Annotated in this window: 24 protein-coding genes and 1 riboswitch; of the genes, 1 reads left to right on the top strand and 23 read right to left on the bottom strand. The window is 29.4% G+C overall.

Features of this window, described 5'->3' with window-relative positions:
- Positions 1-42: 42 nt before the first annotated feature.
- Both J2Z25_RS01720 and J2Z25_RS01715 read right to left on the bottom strand, forming a co-directional pair.
- On the bottom strand, positions 43-1713 hold the full coding sequence (locus J2Z25_RS01720; RefSeq protein WP_209737866.1) for a DAK2 domain-containing protein: 1671 nt from the start codon (positions 1711-1713) through the stop codon (positions 43-45).
- An 11-nt stretch (positions 1714-1724) separates the two neighbouring features.
- On the bottom strand, positions 1725-2072 hold the full coding sequence (locus J2Z25_RS01715; protein WP_008678337.1) for an Asp23/Gls24 family envelope stress response protein: 348 nt from the start codon (positions 2070-2072) through the stop codon (positions 1725-1727).
- Positions 2073-2310: 238 nt separating this feature from the next.
- Between J2Z25_RS01715 and rpmB the strand changes: the two genes are divergently transcribed.
- Positions 2311-2502: a 50S ribosomal protein L28 gene (rpmB, locus tag J2Z25_RS01710; protein ID WP_008678335.1), complete on the top strand. Its 192-nt coding sequence runs from the start codon at positions 2311-2313 to the stop codon at positions 2500-2502.
- 261 nt (positions 2503-2763) lie between these two features.
- On the opposite strand, the gene J2Z25_RS01705 is transcribed toward rpmB, so the two are convergent.
- From J2Z25_RS01705 to J2Z25_RS01605, 21 genes are all read right to left on the bottom strand, one after another.
- Complete coding sequence (locus J2Z25_RS01705; protein WP_209737865.1) at positions 2764-3399, bottom strand: thiamine diphosphokinase; 636 nt, start codon at positions 3397-3399, stop codon at positions 2764-2766.
- A 1-nt stretch (position 3400) separates the two neighbouring features.
- Positions 3401-4048 carry a ribulose-phosphate 3-epimerase gene (rpe, locus tag J2Z25_RS01700; RefSeq protein WP_209737863.1) on the bottom strand — a complete coding sequence of 216 codons (648 nt, stop codon included), beginning with the start codon at positions 4046-4048 and terminating at the stop codon, positions 3401-3403.
- Positions 4042-4911 carry a ribosome small subunit-dependent GTPase A gene (gene rsgA / locus J2Z25_RS01695; protein WP_209737861.1) on the bottom strand — a complete coding sequence of 290 codons (870 nt, stop codon included), beginning with the start codon at positions 4909-4911 and terminating at the stop codon, positions 4042-4044. Before rsgA ends, rpe begins: the two co-directional genes overlap by 7 nt.
- Before the next feature lie 107 nt (positions 4912-5018).
- Positions 5019-7010, bottom strand: coding sequence for a Stk1 family PASTA domain-containing Ser/Thr kinase (gene pknB / locus J2Z25_RS01690; RefSeq protein ID WP_209737859.1), 1992 nt, complete (start codon positions 7008-7010; stop codon positions 5019-5021).
- 1 nt (position 7011) lies between these two features.
- Positions 7012-7731: a Stp1/IreP family PP2C-type Ser/Thr phosphatase gene (locus tag J2Z25_RS01685; RefSeq protein WP_209737858.1), complete on the bottom strand. Its 720-nt coding sequence runs from the start codon at positions 7729-7731 to the stop codon at positions 7012-7014.
- A 15-nt stretch (positions 7732-7746) separates the two neighbouring features.
- The gene (gene rlmN / locus J2Z25_RS01680) at positions 7747-8778 is read right to left on the bottom strand and encodes a dual-specificity RNA methyltransferase RlmN (protein ID WP_111928138.1); all 1032 of its coding nucleotides are present in this window, start codon (positions 8776-8778) and stop codon (positions 7747-7749) included.
- Positions 8779-8786: 8 nt separating this feature from the next.
- The gene (gene rsmB, locus J2Z25_RS01675; protein WP_209737856.1) at positions 8787-10106 is read right to left on the bottom strand and encodes a 16S rRNA (cytosine(967)-C(5))-methyltransferase RsmB; all 1320 of its coding nucleotides are present in this window, start codon (positions 10104-10106) and stop codon (positions 8787-8789) included.
- 11 nt (positions 10107-10117) lie between these two features.
- On the bottom strand, positions 10118-10816 hold the full coding sequence (locus J2Z25_RS01670) for a zinc metallopeptidase (protein ID WP_209737854.1): 699 nt from the start codon (positions 10814-10816) through the stop codon (positions 10118-10120).
- A 43-nt stretch (positions 10817-10859) separates the two neighbouring features.
- Positions 10860-11786, bottom strand: a complete 927-nt coding sequence (fmt, locus tag J2Z25_RS01665) for a methionyl-tRNA formyltransferase (protein WP_209737852.1) — start codon at positions 11784-11786, stop codon at positions 10860-10862.
- A 15-nt stretch (positions 11787-11801) separates the two neighbouring features.
- Positions 11802-12245, bottom strand: a complete 444-nt coding sequence (gene def / locus J2Z25_RS01660; protein WP_008678323.1) for a peptide deformylase — start codon at positions 12243-12245, stop codon at positions 11802-11804.
- Positions 12246-12256: 11 nt separating this feature from the next.
- The gene (gene priA / locus J2Z25_RS01655) at positions 12257-14455 is read right to left on the bottom strand and encodes a primosomal protein N' (protein ID WP_209738254.1); all 2199 of its coding nucleotides are present in this window, start codon (positions 14453-14455) and stop codon (positions 12257-12259) included.
- Positions 14456-14510: 55 nt separating this feature from the next.
- The gene (gene coaBC, locus J2Z25_RS01650) at positions 14511-15710 is read right to left on the bottom strand and encodes a bifunctional phosphopantothenoylcysteine decarboxylase/phosphopantothenate--cysteine ligase CoaBC (protein WP_008678321.1); all 1200 of its coding nucleotides are present in this window, start codon (positions 15708-15710) and stop codon (positions 14511-14513) included.
- A 2-nt stretch (positions 15711-15712) separates the two neighbouring features.
- On the bottom strand, positions 15713-15937 hold the full coding sequence (gene rpoZ, locus J2Z25_RS01645) for a DNA-directed RNA polymerase subunit omega (protein ID WP_008678319.1): 225 nt from the start codon (positions 15935-15937) through the stop codon (positions 15713-15715).
- Positions 15918-16556: a guanylate kinase gene (gmk, locus tag J2Z25_RS01640; RefSeq protein ID WP_008678317.1), complete on the bottom strand. Its 639-nt coding sequence runs from the start codon at positions 16554-16556 to the stop codon at positions 15918-15920. The genes rpoZ and gmk overlap by 20 nt, the downstream gene beginning before the upstream one ends.
- The gene (gene remA, locus J2Z25_RS01635) at positions 16556-16825 is read right to left on the bottom strand and encodes an extracellular matrix/biofilm regulator RemA (RefSeq protein ID WP_008678315.1); all 270 of its coding nucleotides are present in this window, start codon (positions 16823-16825) and stop codon (positions 16556-16558) included. Before remA ends, gmk begins: the two co-directional genes overlap by 1 nt.
- 14 nt (positions 16826-16839) lie before the next feature.
- Positions 16840-17721, bottom strand: a complete 882-nt coding sequence (locus tag J2Z25_RS01630; RefSeq protein ID WP_209737849.1) for a YicC/YloC family endoribonuclease — start codon at positions 17719-17721, stop codon at positions 16840-16842.
- 292 nt (positions 17722-18013) lie between these two features.
- Complete coding sequence (locus tag J2Z25_RS01625) at positions 18014-19381, bottom strand: NCS2 family permease (RefSeq protein ID WP_209737848.1); 1368 nt, start codon at positions 19379-19381, stop codon at positions 18014-18016.
- A gap of 108 nt (positions 19382-19489) precedes the next feature.
- Positions 19490-19591: riboswitch (purine riboswitch) on the bottom strand.
- 56 nt (positions 19592-19647) lie between these two features.
- Positions 19648-20634: an asparaginase gene (locus J2Z25_RS01620; protein ID WP_142418903.1), complete on the bottom strand. Its 987-nt coding sequence runs from the start codon at positions 20632-20634 to the stop codon at positions 19648-19650.
- A gap of 214 nt (positions 20635-20848) precedes the next feature.
- Positions 20849-21244 (bottom strand): PBECR3 domain-containing polyvalent protein, encoded by a 396-nt coding sequence (locus tag J2Z25_RS01615; RefSeq protein WP_008678308.1) that lies wholly within the window; start codon positions 21242-21244, stop codon positions 20849-20851.
- Positions 21245-21398: 154 nt separating this feature from the next.
- Positions 21399-22877 (bottom strand): stage IV sporulation protein A, encoded by a 1479-nt coding sequence (gene spoIVA, locus J2Z25_RS01610; protein WP_008678307.1) that lies wholly within the window; start codon positions 22875-22877, stop codon positions 21399-21401.
- 176 nt (positions 22878-23053) lie between these two features.
- Entirely contained in the window at positions 23054-24049 is a 996-nt protein-coding gene (locus J2Z25_RS01605; protein WP_209737846.1) for an NAD(P)H-dependent glycerol-3-phosphate dehydrogenase, read from the bottom strand.

The following is a 24049-nucleotide window of genomic DNA, read 5'->3' as shown; positions in this document are numbered from 1 at the left end:
GTTTCCACTTATGTAAATAAAGTAGTAACTTGTGCTTTGTAATTATTCTACTGACATTAAGAAGTAATAAAGAGGCTGTGCTCCTCTATAGCATTGAACATCTAAATCTTCATATTTTTCTTCTATTTTTTCTGCAAACTTTTCTGCTTCCGCTTCAGTAACATCTGAACCATATAATATTGTTATAAGTTCACTTTCTTCATCTATCATCTCTGAAAGCACTTCTTCTGCAACATCGCAATATGATGAACCAACTTTCTTTATCTTACCTTCAATTAGACCAAGCATATTTCCTTCTTTTATTTCTATTCCATCCATTTCTGTATCTCTTACTGCATAAGTCACAGAACCTGTCTTAACCATTCCCATTGCTTCTTTAAGACTTTCTATATTTTCCTCAACTTCAGCTTCTGGATTAAACATAGTTATACATGTTATTCCTTGAGGAATTGTAGTTGTTGGAATAACTTTAACATCTTTATCAGATATTTCAGCAGCTTGATTTGCTGACATTATTATATTTTTATTATTTGGTAAAACAAATATATGATCAGCATTTAATTTAGATATACATTCCATTATATCTTGAGTTGAAGGATTCATTGTTTGGCCACCTTCTATAACATAATCAACACCTAAATCTTTGAAAATATTTGTTATACCTTCTCCCATAGCAACTGCTACAAAAGCATACTTTTTCTTTTCTTGTTCTACTTCTTCAATAGCTGCTTCACCTTCAAAGTGATTTGAATCATTAACATTAGCTTCTTTATACTCTTCTTTACTTAAAAGTACTTCTCTATGTTCTTCTCTCATATTATCTATTTTTATTTTAGATAATTCTCCTAATTTAACAGCCTTTGCTAAAACAGCACCAGGGTCATTTGTATGAATATGTACTTTTATTACATCTTCATATCCAACTACAACTTGTGAGTCTCCCATTGGTATTATTTCATCTCTAAATTTATCAGCTTTACTAGCATCTGCAAGAATTATAAACTCAGTACAATATCCAAATTTTATATCTATATCTTCTGTACCTTGAGCTCCTTGCATTTTAGCTGAAGCTGGCTTTATATCTTTTATTTCTGCTTTTATATCATCTTTTAAAGCATCATACATACCTTTAAGAATAATGTATAATCCCATTCCACCTGAATCTACAACCTTTGCCTTCTTTAAAGCTGGTAATAAATCTGGAGTTTTATCTAACATTATTTTTGCTTCTGTTACTATAACTTCCATAAGATCTACTACATCTTTAACATCTGTATCAATAGCTGCTTCTGCAGCTGCTCTAATTACAGAAAGTATAGTTCCTTCTGTTGGTCTCATAACTGCTTTATAAGCAGCATTGCTACCTTCTTTAAATGCTATTGCAAGTTCTACAGTGTCTACTTCAGTCTTTCCTTCTAAGCCCTTAGAAATACCTCTTAATATTTGTGAAAGAATTACTCCTGAATTTCCTCTTGCACCCATTAAAGCTCCTTTAGCAAGCTTTTTTGAAGTTTCTGCAATTGATTCAGAATTTAATCCCTCTATTTCTTTAACCGCAGCTTTAAATGTAGCTGACATGTTTGTTCCTGTATCTCCATCTGGAACAGGGAATACATTTAAAGCATTAACGTATTCACTTTCCTCTAACAATCTATTGCTAGCATTAACAACCATGTTATAAAAGTCATGGCCATTTATTTTCTGATATTTCATCTTTTTACCTCCTAGACTCTAACTGCTTGAACATTTACTGTAACAGATGAAACTTTTAATCCAGTAAAGTTTTCCACACTATAACGTACCTTTTGTATTATGTTATTTGCTATTACAGAAATCTTTGTTCCATACTCAACCATAACATATAATTCTATTACTAATTTATCTTCATTAAACTTTAGCTTAACACCCTTGCTTAAATTTTCTATTCTCATTAATTCCCATAAGCCTTCAGTGGCATTCTTAGAAACCATACCAACAACTCCATAGCACTCCATAGTTGAAAGACCAACAATTTTTGCAAGTACCTCTTCAGAGTAATGTATATTTCCAAGTTCGTTTGAATATCCTACCATATAGAATCCTCCTTATAAATATCCTTATACTATATTTTATATTACTTACATTTATTATTCAAGTAAATATTACATAGCTTAGTATATGGAGATATCCTTAGATATATAATTTTTTTTTAATTTAAAAGTTTTTTCATTTTTTTCTCAATTTCTCTTGCTTTTTTGACACCTACTATGTTAAAATTTAATCTGTCCTATTGAAGAGAAATTATCTTCACAAATAAGGAGGTGTTTTCAAGTGGCAAGAAGATGCGAAGTTTGTAATAAAGGGGTTGTATCTGGAACTCAATACTCCCACTCACATCGTCAATCAAAGAGAACTTGGGCTCCTAACATAAAGAGAGTAAAGGCTTTAGTTAACGGAACACCAAAGACAGTTCATGTATGTACAAGATGCCTTAGATCTGGTAAGGTTCAAAGAGCAATATAAGTTCAAATAGAAAATGCAATTGAATTAACAATTGCATTTTTTATTTATTTTTTTTAATTTTTAAAGAATCTCTTCCTTAATAGTCATACACTCTTCATATGTATTTTATTTTTTTCTTTTAAAAAATCTTATAAAATTTGAAATAAACCTTGGTAATTTTATAGCTATTATCTTCATAAATTCTCCCTCCAATAAAAAATCACTCATCTCTTTATATACATTGTATGCAAATAAATAAAATGAGTGATTACTTTTTTAAATTTAATCTTTTGTATAGAGAACCATTAAAATTCCACTATCAAATGTTATTTTTATATCATTACCTATAAATTCATTAGACGTTGTTAATCCATCGCCCAAATATAAATCATAATTTATAAGATCATATTTTGATCCACATATATTAAGATTTTTTACACATTCGCAATAAGCATGAAAAGATATTGTGTCACCTTTATTTCCTTTTAATATCATACTTTTATCAGTTAAAAAAATTATATTATTATCATCGATTATTTTTAAAATTATAGACATTTTTAGAGCTTTTAACATAAGACCTAAATTACTTAAGGAGTGATCGTACCTTGTCCCTGTCCCTCCTAGTAATACTATTTCTTTTGCTCCCTTTTCAACTGCTAAATTAAAAGCAATTTCCGTATCAGTAAAGTCTTTTTCCTTTTTATATTTAATTTTTTCACATCCTGAAACTTCCATAGCTTTTATTATATATTTATCAGCTGAATCAAAATCACCTAATATGTAATTAGGAGATATATTATAATTGTATAGCACCTCACACCCTTTATCTGCACCTATTATTAAATTTGAATTTTTTATTTCATTTAACAATAGCTGTTTTGACGGTGCTTTCCCTCCTGATACTATTATGGCTTTCATTTTATTCTCCTCTTATTGCTTCAATATTTTCTTTAAGATTTCCATCTCCGAAAACAGCAGAACCAGCAACTAAAACATTAGCTCCAGCTTCAATTATAGCTTTAGCATTTGTTTTATCTACTCCTCCATCTACTTCTATTAATAAATCCTTATTTGAATTTAAGCTCATTCCCTTAACTTCTTTAATTTTATCCAAAGCATAAGGTATAAACTTTTGTCCTCCAAATCCAGGGTTAACTGACATAATTAGAACTAAATCTAATTTATTTATTATATTCTTCAAAACAAAAGTTGGAGTTCCAGGGTTTAGTGATACCCCCGCCTTTATGCCTTTTGATTTTATATATTCTATAGCTCTATCTATATGCTTTTCTGCTTCATAATGTATAGTTATTATATCCGCGCCAGCATTAACAAAATCATCTATATACCTTGATGGATTTTCTATCATTAAATGAACATCAAAAATCTTAGATGTTTTATTTCTTATTGATTTTATTACTGGTAATCCTATACTTATATTAGGCACAAAATTTCCATCCATAACATCTATATGGATAAAATCCGCTCCTGCTTTATCTACATTAATAATTTCTTCACCTAATTTTGAAAAGTCTGCTGATAATATTGATGGTGATATTTTTACCATTTATGTTTTTCCCCCTCTAACAATTCTTCTAGTATTCTTATATAAAAATTATATCTAGTTTCGTTAATTTTATTTTCTTGTAATGCATTTTTCACTGCACATTCAGGCTCTTTATTATGAAGACATCCTCTAAACTTACAATTATGATTGTACTCCTCAAATTCAGGGAAACAATATCTAAGTTCTTCTTTGTTCATAAAGCTAATATCTATATTTGAAAAACCTGGGCTATCTACTAAATACCCATTTTCTATTTCAATAAGCTCACTATGTCTTGTAGTATGCTTTCCTCTACCTATTTTTTCTGATACAACTCCTGTTTCCATATGCGTTCTATTTATAAGAGTGTTTATAAGAGTTGATTTTCCTGCACCTGAAGGTCCACATAGTACTGTTTCATTATCACTCAATCTTTCTTTAAGCAATTCTATACCTAAACCTTTTTTAGCATTTATAAATAATACATCATAACCAATATCATTAATTTTTTTCTTAACTTCTTCTTTTTCTTCTTCACTTGCTAAATCTACTTTATTTAAACAAACTATTGCTTTAATGTTGTTATATTCACATAAAATTAAAAATCTATTTAAAAGATCAAAGTTAATGTCTGGATTCTTTATTGCAAATACTACAAAAGCTTGTGTAACATTTGCTACAGTAGGTCTTATCAATTCAGAAGATCTATCATGTATATCTTCTATTACTCCTTTTCCATTAGAAACATTTATATCTACATTATCTCCAACCATAAGCTTCATATCCTTATGCCTAAACTTTCCTCTTGCCTTACATTCTATAACTCCTTCTTTAGTTTTAACATAGTAAAACCCACCAATTCCTTTTATTATTTTTCCTTCCATAATTCCTCCGAATAATTTAATCTTCATATTTATAATAAACAGATTTCACCAAAAAATGCAAATAAATTTTAAATAAAATAAAAATCAGCTAAAAGCTGATTTTTATTTTATTGATTATTTTCATTATTATTAGCATTATTGCTACTATTATTAGTTTCTGGATTTTGTGGCTTTTCAGAGTTCTTTGCTTTAATTTTTACAGTTTCACCTTTTTTTATTTCTTTAGTAAAACTTTCAACAATATCTCCAACCCCATCAATTTCATATGATAAGTCGTGTGAAAGAAGTATAGCTATTGCTTCATCTACTTTCATTCCTGACTTAAGTCCCAATCCAGCAATATTTATAACTTCATTCTCAGCTTTTTTCTCTTCATACTTTCCTACTGTTAAAGTAATTGGTGTTCCTTCTTGAACTTTAGTAATAGGCAAACTTTGTTCTAATACTATTCCATCTTGTTTTTTATCTTTAATAGTCTCTTCCTTAACAGTAATATCAAGCCCCTTTAATAACTCTTTGGCTTCATTTAATGATTTGCCTTTTACATCTTTTACATCTACAAGTTTTACTTCCTGCCCTTTACTTACTGTAATTTCTATTTTAGTCTTTTTACCAATTTTAGTTCCTGCTACTGGATTTTGTTTTATAAAATACCCTTTTTCGACCTTATCATTATACTCTTCAATAATAGTATAATTAGTAAGTCCTTGATTCTTTAAAATTTGTTCTATATTTGTTACTTCATAATCTCTAAAATCAGGCATATCAACTTGTTCTTCTCCAGATGAAACTACAACTTTTATTGCCGAATCTTTTTTTACTTTTGTTCCTGCTTTTGGATCAGTTTCTAATATAGTATTTTCAGGTTTCTCACTATTTTGTGTAGATTTAATTTCTATTTTTAAGCCTAATTTTTCAACTTCTTCTTTAACTTCATCTATAGTCTTTCCAACAATATTTGGAACTTCAACTTCCTTGCTAGATTTATTTCCTCCAGCTAAGAAGAAACCTACAGAACCTAAAATTATAACACCAATTATAACACCAATTGTAACTATAGCTTTTTTAACTCCGTTTTTGCTTTTCTTCTTCTTAGGTAGTTCATCCTCATCTTCATCATAATCATCATCAAAATCTTCGTCTTCATCATAATCATCTTCTTCATCATAATCATCTTCTAATTTAGAAATATGATTTGTTTTTTGATTTTGAGTATTAATTGGTGTCATAATTATAGTATGATCACTATTATCAATAACTGAAGCTCCAATAACTACGTCTGGATTTTCTTGTATTTTTTGTAAATCTTGAATAATTTCTTTCGCATTTTGGTATCTCTTTATTGGCTCTTTCTCAACCGCCTTAAGTATTAATTTATTTAAACTATCTGGAATTGCAGAATTTATATTTTTAGGTGGAATAGGTTCTTCTTGTAAATGCTTTAATGCAACTGTAACTGGTGAATCACCTTCAAAAGGTAATTTTCCTGTTACCATTTCATATAAAACTATTCCAAAAGAATAAATATCTGATCTAAAATCAATATAAGTTCCTTTTGCCTGTTCCGGTGAAAGATAATGTGCTGATCCAATAATACTTGTAGTATTAGTAATAGTTTGAGAATCTGTAGATTTTGCTATACCAAAATCAGTAACCTTTACTTCTCCAGATTCTGTAACTAATATATTTTGTGGTTTTATATCTCTATGAATAATATTGTTTCTATGTGCACAATCTAAAGCTTTAGCTATTTGAAGTGCTATCTTTATAGCTGTATTATAACTAAGTTTTCCACTATAATAAATTAATTCTTTTAAAGTTTTTCCACTTATATATTCCATTACTATATAATCTATATCCTCTTGTGTACCTACATCTAAAACATTAACTATATTAGTATCAGATAAATTTGCAATGGCAGTTGCTTCTCTTTTGAATTTCTGAGAAATTTCTTTATTGTCTGCAAATTGCTTTTTTAATATTTTTACTGCAACAAATCTATTAAGCTTATTACATTTAGCTTTATAAACTTCAGACATTCCTCCTTCCCCTACTTTTTCAAGAAGCTCATATCTACCACCTAGTATAATTCCATTCATATTACACCTCTCCTCCAAATAACATTACAGTTATATTGTCTCTTCCACCATTAATTTTAGCTTTATCAACAAGCTTTTCACAAATATTCTGTAAGTATTTTTCTTCTATTTCAAATGATAAAACCTCTTCTATGTCTATCTCATTACTTAATCCATCACTACACATAAGAAAAAATTCAAATTTACCTTTTTCTATATCAAATACATCTATATCTACCATTTCTTCTGTTCCAATTGCTCTAGTTATCACATTTTTTTGAGGATGATTTATAGCTTGTTCTTTAGAAATGCTACCACAATCTAATAATTCTTGAACCAAAGAATGATCCTTTGTTATTTTAATAACTTTATTAAACTTAATTCCATAACAAGAACTATCTCCAACATTAGCTACTTGAATTATATCTTTAGTTATTAAACATGCAACTAAAGTAGTTCCCATACCATTATAAGTTTCATTACAATGTGCTAAGTTAAACACTTTTAAATTTGCATGTTTAATAGCCTTTCTTAATATTTCTGTATTATTAATATCTTTAAAGTTATCTCTTATGTATTTTATTAAAGATTTTGAAGCTGTTTTGCTAGCAATCTCCCCAGCATTATGTCCACCCATTCCATCTGCCACTACATAAATTTTAAAATCTTCATTCTCATAAAATTCTGTATAATCCTCATTTAAGTTTCTTAAGTTACCTACATCACTTTTTATACCAATCATTAACACCCACTCCCTCTAATTCTGAGACTTTAAGAAATTTCTCCTTAATTGGCCGCAAGCTGCATTTATGTCATTACCCATTTCTCTTCTTACCGTAACTTCAATCCCATTTTCATTTACTATCTTTTCAAATTCTTCTATAGTCTTTTTTGAAGGTCTTTTTAGAGTATTTTCTTTTATTTCATTAACAGGTATAAGATTAACATGACACTGTCTTCCTTTTAATAGTTTTGAAAGAGATTTCGCATCTTCTTTACCATCATTTATACCGGATACTAAGGAATATTCAAAAGTTATACGTCTACCTGTTTTCTCAAAGTAGTAATCACAAGCCTCTAGTATTTCCTTTATTGAATATTTATTGGCAATTGGCATTATTTCTCTTCTTTTTTCATCACTAAATGCATGTAATGATATAGCTAGTGTTATGCTATATCCTTTATCCGCTAGTTCATAAATCTTAGGCACTAACCCACAAGTAGATAACGTTATATGTCTTTGCCCTATATTTAAACCATAATCTGCATTTACTAAATCCAAAAATTTAGTAACATTTTCATAGTTATCTAATGGCTCTCCACTCCCCATTAGTACTATATTAGATATTCTTTCTCCTATTACCTTTTGTGCTATAATAACTTCTGATAAAATCTCTCCAGCTGTTAAATTTCTTACTCTTCCCTCTAAAGTTGATGCACAGAACTTACATCCCATTCTACATCCAATTTGTGTAGAAATACATATTGAGTTACCATGTTTATACTTCATTATTACACTTTCAATGATGTTACCATCATCGAAAGCTAATAATAATTTTTGTGTACCATCTAATGTTGACTCATACTTTTCTACAACTTCTGGGATTCCTATATAAAAATTTCCTTTAAGTTTCTCTACTAAACTCTTAGGTAAATTTTTCATATCATCAAAATTCCAAATATTCTTGTATATCCAAGAAAAAACTTGTTTTGCTCTAAAAGCACTTTCTCCATTTTCCTTCATCCATAAGGAAATTTCATCTAAACTGTAATTTAAAATATTATTCATTATATCACCTATTTTATCTTCTTTATTTTGCCTATAAAGAAACCATCCATAGAATCATTTGGTAATATAGTCAAACTTCCATCTCCATTGTATATAAAGTTATTGTTGTTTCCTATATATATTTTTTCTATTTCTGCATCATTATGTTTTGATAAGAACCATTTTAAGTTTTCTTCATTTTCTTCTTTATTTAATGTGCATGTAGAATAAACAAGAGTTCCACCTGGTTTTAAATATTGCCATGCATTTTCCATTATTTCTCTTTGTATTGGAACTAAATCTTTTAATTGTTGTCTTGTTTTATTCCATTTTATTTCTGGTTTCTTTCTTATTATACCAAGTCCTGAACAAGGTACGTCTATTAATACTTTATCTCCATAGCTTATATAATCACTATTTAATTTAGTTGCATCCATAGCCTTACATACTATATTATTTAATCCTAATCTTTTTGCATTTTCTTCTATAAGAGAAAGCTTATTTCCATGTAAATCAAAAGCTAAAACTTCCCCACTATTTGCTAGTAATTCAGCAATGTGAGTTGTTTTACCACCTGGAGCAGCACAAAGATCTAGTACTTTATCTCCTTCTTTTAAATCTAATAAAGGCGCTACAAGCATTGCACTTTCATCTTGAACTGTGATAAGACCTTCTTTAAATAATTGGTTATCCTCAATGCCTTTTCCACCTTTAATAGCTATCGCTTCTGGACAAGCATATCCATCTTCAATATTATATCCAATTTCCTCAAGTTTTTCATAAACTTCATCATACTCTGCTTTAAATTCATTTACTCTTACAGTAACTTTTGGTGTTTCATTTAATCCAGCCATTAATTTCATAGTTCTTTCTTCACCATATTGTTTTATAAACAATCTTATCATCCAAGGTTGGAAAGAAAATTTATAAGCAAGCTCATCTATTCTATTTCCTGGAACTACAATTTCCTTTTCATCTTTAATATAATTTCTTAAAATACCATTTACAAGCTTTGATGCTTCTAAAGAAACTTCTTTTGCTTCTTCTACTGCTTCATTACAAGCTGCATATTCAGGTATTTTATCTAAAAAGTACATTTGATAAATAGCTACTCTTAATATATTTAATACAGTTGTATCAATTAAATTAATATCTTTAACGAAGTTTCCTATTAATACATCTAAAGTTCTCTTTCTTCTTAAAGTCCCATAAACAATTTCTGTTATAAGTCCCTTATCTTTATCTTCAATATCTATGTTGTTAAGTTCATTTGAAAGAACTAAGTTTGAATATGCCCCTTCCTCTAGAACTCTTTGTATTATTTGTCTTGCAAGTTTTCTACTCTTCATCCTTCTACCTCTTAATTATCATTATATCTATTATTTATAGCTATTAGTCTTATCAACTGAGAAATAGCCATAAGAGTTGCTGCCACATATGTCATTGCAGCTGCATCTAAAACTTTTTGTGCTCCTTTTAATTCATCTCCGTATAGGAATGTTCTTGTTTTCAATATATTTAGGGCTCTTGTTGATGCATTAAATTCTACTGGAAGAGTTACTAATTGATAAATAACTGCTCCTCCAAAGAATATTATACCAACTTTAGCAAATAGGGGATTACCTAAGAATATCCCTATAATAAATAAATATATTGATAATGTGCTCCCTACATTAACAACTGGTGCTATTCTAGTTCTTAAAACTAAAGGTGCATAGTGAGTTTGATGCTGAATTGCATGCCCGCATTCATGGGCAGCTATACCAGCTGCTGCTACAGTTGCTCCGTCATATACTTCGGGTGAAAGCCTTATTACTTTTGATGATGGATCATAATGATCTCCAAGATGCTTTCCATATCTTTCAACTCTTACATCAAAAAGTCCTGCTCCATCTAATATGCTTCTTGCAACTTCGCTTCCGGTAACACCACTTAAAGTTCTAACAGTTTTATACTTTTTATAAGCATTATCTATTTTAAACTGTGCCCAAAAAGCTATTATCATAGCTGGTATTAAAATTAAATATGTTGGGTCAAATAAAAATCCTGGGTAAAACATAAACCCATCTCCTTTTATATAGTTTAATTAATTATTATGGCTCTTAAATAACTTTTTTATTTATCTCTAGTTCATTACCATTTATATATTGTTCTATAGTTAAAGGCTTCCCATTTGGAAATTGAATCTTTTTAATTAATAATACTCCTGAACCTGTTGAAACTTTCATACCTTCTTTTGATACATTTATTATAGTACCAGGTTCTTTATTACTATTTTCGCATAATACTTCACTCTCATATATTTTCATTGATTTATCATCATAAGTAGTATGCGCAATAGGCCATGGATTAAGCCCTCTAATTAAATTATGAATATCCTTAGCAGAATTATTCCAATTTATTCTTCCAAGTTCTTTATTTAACATTTTAGCATAAAAAGTTTCTTCACTTTGCTTTTCTGGAATAATACTTCCATTATACAGTCCATCTATAGTATTAATTAGAAGTTCTGCACCCCTATCCATTAATACATCATGTAATTCTCCAGCAGTCATATTATCAGTTATTTCAACTTCATCCTTAAGAAGCATATCTCCAGTATCTAGCCCTACATCCATTAACATCGTAGTATTTCCAGATTTCTTTTCACCTTTTATTACAGCCCAATTTAAAGGTGCTGCTCCCCTATACATTGGTAATAATGATGCATGTAGGTTTATGCATCCATACTTCGGAATGTCTAGTACTTCTTTAGTTAATATTTGACCAAAAGCTACTACAATTATAAAATCTGGCTTTAACTCTTTGAGATATTCTAAAGCTTCCGTATCTTCTTTTAACTTAACAGGTTGAAAAACCTTTATATTATTTTCTAAAGATACTTCCTTAACTGGAGAGTAGGCCATTTTCTTTCCTCTTCCCTTTGGTTTATCTGGTTGAGTAAATACACTTTCAACTCCATAAGTTTCTATTATCTTTTTTAATGATGGTACTGCAAATTCTGGAGTTCCCATAAATACTATTTTCATGTTAATCCTCCTTTGCTACTTTAAATAATCTATAAATAGAGTTCCATTTAAGTGGTCATTTTCATGAAGTATAGCTCTCGCTAAAAGTTCTGTTGCTTCTAAAACAAACTCTTCTCCTTTTTCATTTAAAGCTTTTACCTTTACATAATTTGGACGTTCAACATCTGCAACTTCTCCAGGCACACTTAAACATCCTTCTTCACCTAATTGACTTCCTGAAACTTCTAAAATTTCTGGATTTATAAATACTCTTAAACCATAATCATCATAAATATCTATAACAAATATTCTTTGAAGTATTCCAACTTGTGGTGCTGCTAAACCAACTCCATCAGCTTCATACATAGTGTCTGCCATATCTTCTATTAATTTAAGTGTTCTTGGTGTTATTTCAGTAACAACCTTACATTTCTTTCTTAATGCTTCATCGCCATTTTGTCTTATATTTCTAATTGCCATTTCTTTACCTCCTAAGTCAAATTATTGGGATTAATATCAATAGTTACTTTTACTTCATTATATACATTCTTATTTAATTGATAAAGTTTATCTTTTATTTTTTTACAAAAATCTTGAGATAAATCACCTTTAAATAATATTTGCCATCTATAATTGTCTTTTATTTTAGAAATTACACATGGAACTGGTCCTAGCATTTCTATATTTGAATATTCATCTTTAATTTTTTCCATCTCACCTTTAATTGATTTCATAAAGTTTTTAAGTGAGTTTTCATTTTTAGAAGAAGCATTCACTAATAGTATTCTACCAAAAGGAGGATAATACATCAAACCCCTTGTAGTAAATTCTTCATCATAAAACCCTTCATAATTATAGTTTTTTGCATAAATTAGACTATAATGCTCTGGATTATATGTTTGAACAATTACTTTTCCTTCTTTACTTCCTCTACCTGCCCTTCCCGCAACTTGAGTTACTATTTGAAAAGTTCTTTCTGAAGATCTATAATCTGGTATATTTATAGACATATCAGCAGCAAGTATTCCTACTAATGTTACATTTTCAAAATCTAGACCTTTTGATATCATTTGAGTTCCAATGAGAATATCTCCTTCTCCATTTTTAAATGCTTTGTATATTTCTTCATGAGAATTTTTATTTCTTGTAGTATCTACATCCATTCTTAAAACTCTAGCATCACTAAAATACTTTCTAACTTCTTCTTCAACACGTTCTGTACCTGCCCCAAAATGTTTTACATACTTACTTTTACATTTTGGACAAATCTTTTGTTGCTTTTGAGCATAGCCGCAATAATGACATACTAAATATCCATTTTTATGGAATGTCATTGATATGTCACACTTAGGACATTTAAAAACATATCCACAGCTTCTACAGGATACAAAGGTAGAAAATCCTCTTCTATTTAAAAACAAAATAATTTGCTCTTTTTTATTTAATGCTTCTTTAATTTCAGTAAAAAGTTTTCTGCTAAACATGGAGACATTACCACTATTTAATTCTTCCCTCATATCTACTATATCCATTATAGGCATTGGCTTATTATCTATTCTATTATTCAATTCTACTAACTCTATTTCTCCAGTTATAGCCCTATAATATGTCTCTATAGAAGGTGTTGCTGAGCCTAATATAACTTTACAATCCTTTATTTCACTTAAAAATTCAGCAACTTCTCTTGTTGCATATTTAGGATTTTGCTCTGATTTATAGGTACCTTCATGTTCTTCATCTATTATAATTATACCTAGCTTAGGAGCTGGTAAAAACAATGCGCTTCTTGCTCCTATTATAAGTTTAGCTTTTCCTTCTTTTACTCTAAACCATTCATCATAGCGCTCTCCATCAGATAATTTACTATGGAAAACTGCAACTTCTCTTCCAAATCTCCCTTTAAATCTTTCTATCATTTGTGGTGTTAAAGAAATTTCAGGAACTAAAACTATTGCACATTTTCCTTCTGCGATAGTATCACTTACAAGCTTCATATACACTTCTGTTTTCCCTGATCCAGTAACCCCTTTCAGCAAAAACATGTTCTTATCAGATTTCTCAATCTTTTCTAAAGCTTTAATTTGATCCATTGTAAGCTTTCTTTCTTTATAATCAATATACTCCTTATCATTATATCTATATACTATTTCTTCATCTACTTTTAAATATTCCTCTTTAATTAGCTTATTTATTTTATATAATGAAAGCGAATGTAAATTTACAAGCTCATTTTTATTAAATTTCCCATTATGTTCTCTTATAAAGTTTAATATATCTCCATATTTCACTTCAACTTCTTTATCATAAGTCTTATCTCCAAGTGCTATTACCATCTTATATTTATTTTTAGCACCCTTTAAGACACCTTGTGGAATAAGCAGTCTTATTGCATCTATATATTTACATAAATAATTTTCTCTTATAAAATAAATAAGTTTTAAGTCATCATGATTTAAAAGTGGTTCTATTGAACCTATTGCTTTTATCTTCTTAATTCTAATCCCTGTTATTTCTTCTTCTTTTATAGATAATATAAATCCATCTATAATGGAATTCTTCATCCCAAAAGGTACCTTTACCCATTGACCTACCTTTATATCACCTTTGAGCTCTTCAGGTATTTCATAAGTAAAGGGTTTATCTATATCTAAAGCATCACTATTTATAATAATTTGTGCATATATTTTCAAATTCATCACCCTTTTATTAGGTTCTATTTCCCCTTATACAAGAAGAAAGCGCATTTTAGCGCTTTCTTAATATAGTTTCAAATATTTTAGATGCAACTTCTTTTTTACTCATCTTATCTAAATATATTTCTTCTCCATCTTTTGAAATGATAATAACTTTATTATCTTCACTTCCAAATCCGGTGTCAGCACTTGTAATATCATTAGCTACTATATAATCTAAATTCTTATTTTCTAGTTTCCTTTTTGCATTTTCTAATACATTATTACTTTCTGCAGCAAATCCAACAAGAATTTGATTACTTTTCTTTTCGCCTAAGATTTTTAAGATATCATTATCTCTTACAAAGGTTAAGACCAAATCTCCCTCACCTTTTTTTATCTTTTCATTACTATAATTTTTTGCTTTATAATCTGCAACTGCTGCAGATTTAATAACTATGTCACTTTTTTCAAAATTATCTAAAATTGCATTTTTCATTTCTTCATTTGTTGTTATATTTATTACATTTATTCCATTAGGAGGATTAATATTAGTAGGTCCTGATACTAATGTAACATTAGCACCTCTACGTTTAGCTTCTTCTGCTATATAATAACCCATCTTTCCTGTAGACCTATTTGTAATAAATCTTACTGGATCTATTTTAGAATGAGTTGGCCCTGCACTAACTAAAACATTTTTACCTCTTAAATCATTAGTAAATTCTTTTTCATTTAATGCTTCCAATACTTTTTCTACAATTGTGTTTACATCTGCAAGCTTCCCTTTACCTAAGTCACCACAAGCAAGTCTTCCTGAAGCTGGTTCAATAAACTCATACCCATATTTCTTTAATTTTTCAATATTATCTTGAACTATTGGATTTTCATACATATTAGTATTCATAGCTGGAGCAAAAATAACCTTTGCTCTTGTCGCCATAATAGTCGTAGATAACATATCATCAGATATTCCATTTGCAACTTTTCCAATTATATTTGCAGTAGCTGGTGCTACTAAAAAAACATCTGCTCTTTTTGCTAGTGATATATGCTGTATTTCAAAAGCCTTAGGTTCTGCAAACATATCAGTTACAACCATATTTTGACTTAATGATTGAAATGATAAAGGAGTTACAAATTTAGTTGCAGATTCAGTCATAATAACTCTTACATCAATGTCTTTCTTTTTTAAAGCACTTATGATGTCCAAAGCTTTATAAACTGCAATTCCTCCACTTACTCCTATACATACACACTTTTTTTCATTCATAATTATTTAAATCCTTCTTTTACAGGAGTAGGTTCATATCCTACTTCACCTTCATTAACTTCATTAATGGCAATTGTTAATGGCTTCTTTGATTTTGTTGCAACCATTGGATCACTTCCATCTATTATTTGTCTTGCTCTTTTTGAAGTTACTATTACTAAAGAATATCTGTCATCCACCTTTTTAAGTAAATCCATTATTGATGGATTAATCATAGAGTTGTTCATGAATTAAGCCCTCCTTAGAATCTAAAATTGTATTTTCTTTTATTCTATCAACCCTGCATTTTTCAGCAGCTATAATTGACTCTACTTTTGAAACTGCTAAGTCCAAAGTATCATTAACTACAGCATAATTATATTTTGATACATAATTTATTTCTTTATATGCATTTTTAAATCTTGTCATTAATGATTCTTCTGTTTCGCTACCTCTTTTTATAATTCTTTGTTTTAATTCTTCCATTGATGGCGGAAGAATAAATATAAATACACCTTCACTGAAATTTTCTTTTACTTGTAATGCTCCTTGAATATCAATTTCCAATATAACATCTTTTCCTTCTTCAAGCATTTTTTCCACGTTAACTTTTGGAGTACCATAAAAGTTCCCATGTACATTAGCATATTCCAAGAACCCATTTTGAGATACCTTTTCTTCAAAAGATTCTTTTGTTAAAAAGTAATAATTTATTCCATCTACTTCTCCAGCTCTTGGTGACCTTGTGGTTGCTGAAACTGAAATATATATATTGTTGTGTTTGTCTAATAACTCCTTACAAATAGTACCCTTTCCTGCTCCTGACGGACCCGAAATAACTATCAAAACACCCCTATTATTCTGCATTATTCATCAACCTCATCTACAGCTTCATCTTTTGCTACAAGTCTGTGAGCTACTGTTTCTGGTTGAACAGCTGATAAAATAACATGATCACTATCTGTTATTATTACAGCTCTTGTTCTTCTACCATAAGTTGCATCTATAAGCATTCCTCTATCCCTAGCTTCTTGTATTATTCTTTTTATAGGCGCTGATTCTGGACTTACAATAGCAACAAGTCTATTAGCAGAAACTATATTACCAAATCCAATATTAATTAACTTTATACCCATTACTTTCCTCCTAGTTATTCTATATTTTGCGATTGTTCTCTTATTTTTTCAATTAAGTTTTTTATGTTAATGACATAATTTGTCATATTCATATCACTAGATTTAGAAGCAATAGTATTAGCTTCTCTGTTCATTTCTTGAATTATAAAATCAAGTTTTCTTCCAATTTGCCCACCTTCTTCAAAGGCTTTTCTCATTTGACTTAAATGACTTTTTAGTCTAATGATTTCTTCATCTACTGCTGACTTATCTGCTATTATAGCTATTTCTTGTGATATTCTCGCCTCATCTATTTCTATACCATCAAGTAAATCTTTCAGTTTTAACTCTAGCTTCTTTTTATATGTACTTGGTACTGTATCTGCTATTTTATCTATTTCATAAACTAAAGATTCTATATCATTTAATTTTTGTAGAATATCTTCTTTAAGCTTCTCACCCTCAATTATTCTCATTTCATCCATCATTGATAAAGATGAATTTATAAGAGGCTTAATAGCTTCCCAAATCTCTTCTATTGAATCTTCTTCTTCAACAATTGTTATAACATCTGAAAATCTTGCTATTTGAGTAACTGTAATATCATTTTTCAAATTAAGATTTTCTTCTATTTCTTTTAAACAATTATAATAACTTTCTGCAAGTCTCAAATTCAATTTAGCTATTCCTTCTCCTCCAGAATAACTTTTTTGGTTAATAAAAACATCTACCTTTCCTCTAAAAAGCTTTGAGTTTATTAATTTTCTAATTTCTTCTTCTAAAGAAACTATGCTTTTAGGTAGCCTTACATTAACGTCCAAATATCTACTATTTACACTTTTCATTTCGACCGAAAATAAATATTTATTTCCTTCTTCACTACTAGCTCTACCAAAACTAGTCATACTTTTAACCATATATGCCTCCATAGCCTATTTTAGTATAAATTTTATGAATATATTTTTATATATAATTATAGGTTAATATAAACTTTTTTAACCTTATATTATTTTAGCTTCCTAAGAATATATTAATATTAATTTATATTTTACTTAACTGTCAATAATATGTTCACAAATTGTTAACATATTATTTTATATAACTCAAAAAAAGAAGTAGAATTAAATCTACTTCTTTTCCGGGATTTACTAATACAAAAGAGTTACCTCTTTATAATTTATATAAATTTAAATATAAATTATCTTTATTTTATAGAAAAGCTAACTTAATTATGAATAGTAATGCAAGTACTATCATAACTGCTGATACCTTAGTTCTATCTTCTTTATCTTTACATAATAAGTTATAAATTAAATTAATAATTACATATGATAATATTCCTATAGTTAAGCCATCACCAATGCTATACGTTAAAGCCATAGTTGTTACTGTTAAGAAAGCTGGTACACCTTCAGTTATGTTATCAAACTCAATATTCTTCACAGCTCCAAGCATTAAATATCCTACATAAATTAACGCTGGTGCAGTAGCACATGATGGTATAGCTATAAATACTGGTGAAAAGAACATTGCAAGTAAAAATAATATACCAGTAGTTATTGATGTATATCCTGTTCTTCCACCTGCTGCAACTCCTGTTGAGCTTTCTACATATGTTGTAACAGTTGATACTCCCATTGCTGCTCCTATCGTTGTTGAAACAGCATCTACCAATAAAGCTCTACCCGCATTAGGAACATTTCCATTTTCATCTAGCATATTTGCTCTTGATGATACACCTACTAAAGTACCAACTGTATCAAAGAAATCAACGAATAAGAAAGTGCATATTACAACTATAAATCCACCTATTGTTTCTGTATTTGTTAAATGTGAAAAATCTAATTTACCTGCTATTGGTGCTATACTTTCAAATTTAAATAATCCTTCTGGAAGATATATTCCAAGATTTGCTGCTACTTCTGGATTTATTAATGCATATCCCCATGCCAATAATGTACTTGTCAGTATTCCAAATAATATAGATCCTTTTATTTTCTTTTTATCTAAAACTGCGATTATAACAACACCAATTAAAGCAATTACAACTGTCGGTGAAAAATGACCCATTTTAACTAGTGTGGAGTCATCATTTATTACTAACCCTGCTCCAACCATTCCTATAAATGCTATAAAAATCCCTATTCCCGCAGTAACTGCATGTTTCATTGTCATTGGTATTGCATTTACAACTGCTTCTCTAATCTTAAATAAAGATAATAATATAAATATAATTCCTTCTATAAACACTGCTGTTAAAGCCATTTCCCAAGATATTCCCATTCCTATTACAACTGAAAAAGCAAAAAATGCGTTAAGTCCCATTCCAGATGCCAGTGCAAAAGGTAAGTTTGCAAATACACCCATTAATATACACCCAATAGCTGCTGTTAAGCAAGTTGCAGTAACTAAAGCTCCTGCCGGCATTCCTGTTGCTGATAATATATTAGGATTTACCGCTATTATATAAGCCATTGTTAAGAAAGTAGTAATACCTGCCACTATTTCTCTTTTAAAATTCACATTTTGATTTGCTAATATAGGCAATAATCCTTGTGTTTTTGATGAATTTTTCATTGCTAATCCCCCTAATATTTTTATACAACAAAAGCCGCTATGAATTTATCGAATAGATAACTCATAGCGGCTTCCGCTAAATGCTAACATAATTATATATCTAATATAATTATGTTAGCATTTACTCATAGTCAAGATATTTACGGCATCTCGGTAGAAACTTTTGACCCTTATCGTCAATATTATATGAGTTATCTTCTTTACGAATATTATTATAATTTTTAATCCAAACTTTGTCAACATATACGCACAAATTTATTTTAAATTTAATTAAAATTCGTGTTATTTTTAAATGATTCTCTTATATCAATTGATTTTTTACTGGAAAGAGCTACTATAAGCTTAATTCTTGCCTTTTGTCCTGGCATACTTTCTTCAAAGAACACTCCTAAATCCTTAAGCATCTTTCCACCACCTTCATATCCATATGATTCATAAACTCTTCCTTCAAAGCATCTCGACACAATAACTACGGGTATATTTTTATCTAAAGCTCTTTTTATTCCGTCAACCATAGTAGGTGGAACATTTCCTCTTCCTAAAGCCTCAATTACTATCCCCTTATATTCATTATCTATAAAATAATTTATATAATCTGATCCCATTCCAGCAACGCATTTTATCAGTGCAACTTTATCAATCATATTTTCTACGTGATAAACTCTATGTTTTTTTGTATTTCTATAAAATAAAACTTTATTATTATCTACTATACCTATTGGTCCGAAATTAGGTGTCTTAAAAGCATTAAGTGCCATAGAATTTGCCTTAGTTACTTCAGCTGCTGAATTTAACTCTCCATTAAAACAAACTAATACGCCCCTACCTTTAGCATCCTCTGAAATTGCTGTACAAATAGAAGTTGCTAGATTAAAAGGTCCATCATAGCCAAGCTCTGAACCACTTCTCATTGCTCCAGTAACAACTATAACCTTTTCTGTATCTATAGTTAAATCTAAAAAATACGCTGTTTCTTCTAAAGTATCAGTCCCGTGAGTTAAAACTACACCATCTATATCTTCTCTATCTATTAATCCTTTTATAAATTTGCTAAGCTCTAACATATTTTGTATAGTCATATGTGGAGAAGGCTTGCTAGAAAAGCTATGAGATTCCACTTCTGCGAATTCCTCTATTCCAGTTACCATTGACATTATTTCTTCACCTGTCAAGCTTGGAACAGCGGCCTTAATTCTTTCATCAACCTTCATAGATATGGTTCCACCATTAAAAACTACTGCTACTTTTTTCATAATTTCCTCCTAAAGTTAATTATAAAATAAAAACTCTTGGTATACCCAAAAGTTTAAAAATTGTAAAAGTTGATTATTGGTAGGTCGGCGTATCCTACATCTCTTATTACTGAAATTCAGCGCATGAGGAGCCATTTCTCACCTCAATAACCATTTTATTTTAAGCCAATATACATATTATAACTTTTATATTAAAATGTTTCAACTTTTATTTCTATCTCCACCTTATTAGCTTTCCACTATATAATTTATTATTTATCTTTCCTTCGCTTATAGGATACATAGTAGACACATATATATAATCTCTCTCGTTATCTATATCTATACCTATTAGTATATTCAAATCTACTTTTTTAATTAGTTCAATATGAGTTCCATTTTCAGTTAGCTTATATAGCCCTATATAGTCTGGCTCCTCAATTATTTCTCTCATATATTCTATTAAATTACCAGCTATCTTTTTACTCAAATGTTTTCCATGTCTTTTTTTAATATGCTTTATTACCCCTGGGGATGCATAAATGGTGCCTGTAAATTTTACCCCTAAGTTTTTTGCCATTCTTTCTTTAAAATATCCAACTCTCTTATAGGTACAAAATCTGTCTTCCATATTTATCCCTCAATTCTGTTTAGTGTATATGAGCTTAAATTTTAAAACATCTCTTAATAATATATTATTCATTAAGATCGTATAAATTTACTAATATTAAAAATTGAGGGCTAAAAAGGAAGAGACTAGTCTAAAAAAGACTAGTCTTCATCCATTATAGTATTATGCAGATTAATCCGCCACTACCTTCATTTATTATCTTTTGAAGAGTTTTTTGAATCTTTACTTGAACATCATCAGGCATCTTATATAGTTTGTTTTGTAATCCTTCTTTAATTAGTACTTCTAATGGCTTACCAAACATATTACTTTGCCATAATGATGCCGGATCCTTTTCAAATTGTTCCATTAAAGATTTTACAAGCTCTTCACTTTCTTTTTCTGAGCCCATTATAGGACTTATCTCAGTTTTTATATTAGCTTTAATAAAATGTAACGATGGTGCAGATGCTTTTAATTTAACCCCAAACTTTGTTCCTTGTTTAACCATTTCAGGTTCTTCAAACTTCATTTCTGATAATTGAGGTGCAACTAAACCATATCCTGTTTCACGCACATCAATTAATGCATCTTTTACCTTATCATATTCTTTTTTAGCAAAGTTAAGATCTTTTATTAATGATAATAAATCACTTTCTGACTTAACATCTAAATCACAAATTTCACTTAATATGTTATAGAATATTCCATCTTTAGGCTTCATAGTAATTGTTGCCTTACCTTCACCCAAATTAACTGAACTCATTTCTGTCGGAGCTAGATTTTCTTCTTCCTTTAATAAATCTAATGTAGTCCTTATATCTCTAACTCTACTTATGTTTTCACACATTCCTTTAACTATACTAAAGAAATTCTTTTTTAGCCAATTCTCTGGCTCTAACCTTTCAACCCAGCTTGGCATTTCAATATTAATTTCTTTAACTGGAAATTCTTTAAGTACATGTTTAAATACATCTTCTACATCATTTTCGTTCATATTAGCTACATCCATAACTTGAACTGGAACATCATATTTTTCTTCTAAGTCTTTCTTCATTGCTCTTGTTTCTGGAGCATTAACATATTTCGTATTAAGTACAACTATAAAAGGCTTATTTATTGCCTTTAATTCTTCTATTACTCTTTCCTCTGCTTCTAAGTACTCATCTCTTTCTATCCCTGTAATACTTCCATCAGTGGTTACTACAAGGCCTATTGTAGAATGATCTGTTATTACTTTTCTAGTACCTATTTCTGCTGCATCTTCAAAAGGAATTTCGTATTCATACCATGGAGTATTTACCATTTTAGCTTGGTCCCCATCCATATATCCTACTGCACCTTTTACTATATAACCAACGCAATCAACCATTCTAACCTTAAATTTTATGTCTTCATCAATAGTAATTTCTACAGCCTCATTTGGAATAAATTTTGGTTCTGTTGTATGAATGCCTTTCCCTGATCCACTTTGAGGCAGTTCATCTTTTGCTCTTTCCTTCTTATAATTATTATCAATCTTTGGTATTACCATAAGGTCCATAAATTTTTTTATAAATGTTGACTTACCTGTTCTAACCGGACCAACAACACCTACATATATGTCTCCTTGTGTTCTTTCAGCTATATCCTTGTATATATTAAAGCTGTCCACGGTGTAACCTCCTATTTATTTTTAACACTATATATATATTCGAGAGAGTAAAAAAGTATACAACTTTTTTAAAAATTTTACACGTCTTCTCAACTACATATATAATAATATATTATCTATAGCTAGAAATTATTACTAATACAAAAGGAGAAGTAAAGTTTACTTCTCCTTTTGTATTAGTATATTTCGCTTTTTCTTTCTCTTTCCATTAAATCTATAACGGCATCCTTAGGATTTTTATTTTTAAATAAAATTCTATATAAAATATCTGTTATAGGCATTTCAACATTTAGACTTTCTTTTAATTCATAAAAAGCCTTACATGCTTTAATACCCTCAACAACCATTCCAACTTCTTCAATAGCTTCCTCAGTTGTTTTTCCCTTACCTATTAAATATCCTGCCTTCCTATTTCTAGAGTGAAGACTAGTACAAGTTACTATAAGGTCTCCCATACCCGTTAGTCCAAGGAACGTCTCAGGCTTTCCTCCAAGTTTCATTCCAACTCTAACTATTTCAGCCATTCCCCTTGTCATAAGAGCTGCTTTTGAGTTATCTCCATATCCAATACCATCACAAACTCCTGCTGCCAATGCAATTATATTTTTAACTGCACCACCTATTTCAACACCTACTAAATCTTCATTAGTATATACTCTGAAATTTTTATTAATAAATAAATCTTGAACTTTTTTAGCAGCCTCTAAATTTTTAGAAGAAACAACTACAGTTGTTGGAATATTGAAAGCAACCTCTTCAGCATGACTAGGTCCAGATAATATTACAACTTTATTGTTTGGTAATTCCTCTTCAATAACTTGAGATAATCTTAAATTACTTCCTTCTTCAATTCCCTTAGCTATGCTTACAATAATTACATCATCATTTATTTTACCCTTTAATGATTTTGTAATTGATCTTATCACATGTGAAGGAACAGATAATACTATATAATTTGCCCCTCTTATAGCTTCATCTAGATTAATATAAGCAGTGACATTTTCAGGTATATGTAGGTCTTTAATATATTTATCATTTTTTCTATTTATATTTATATCATCAACTACATTTTTATCTCTATCGTATATGCTAACCTTATTTTCCTTTTTAGCTAACAATATTCCTAAGGCGGTACCAAAACTACCTCCTCCTAAAAAAGTCACATTACTCAT

Source organism: Clostridium tertium, assembly GCF_017873245.1.
GTDB lineage: Bacteria > Bacillota > Clostridia > Clostridiales > Clostridiaceae > Clostridium > Clostridium tertium.
This window is presented reverse-complemented; position numbering and strand designations above follow the sequence as displayed.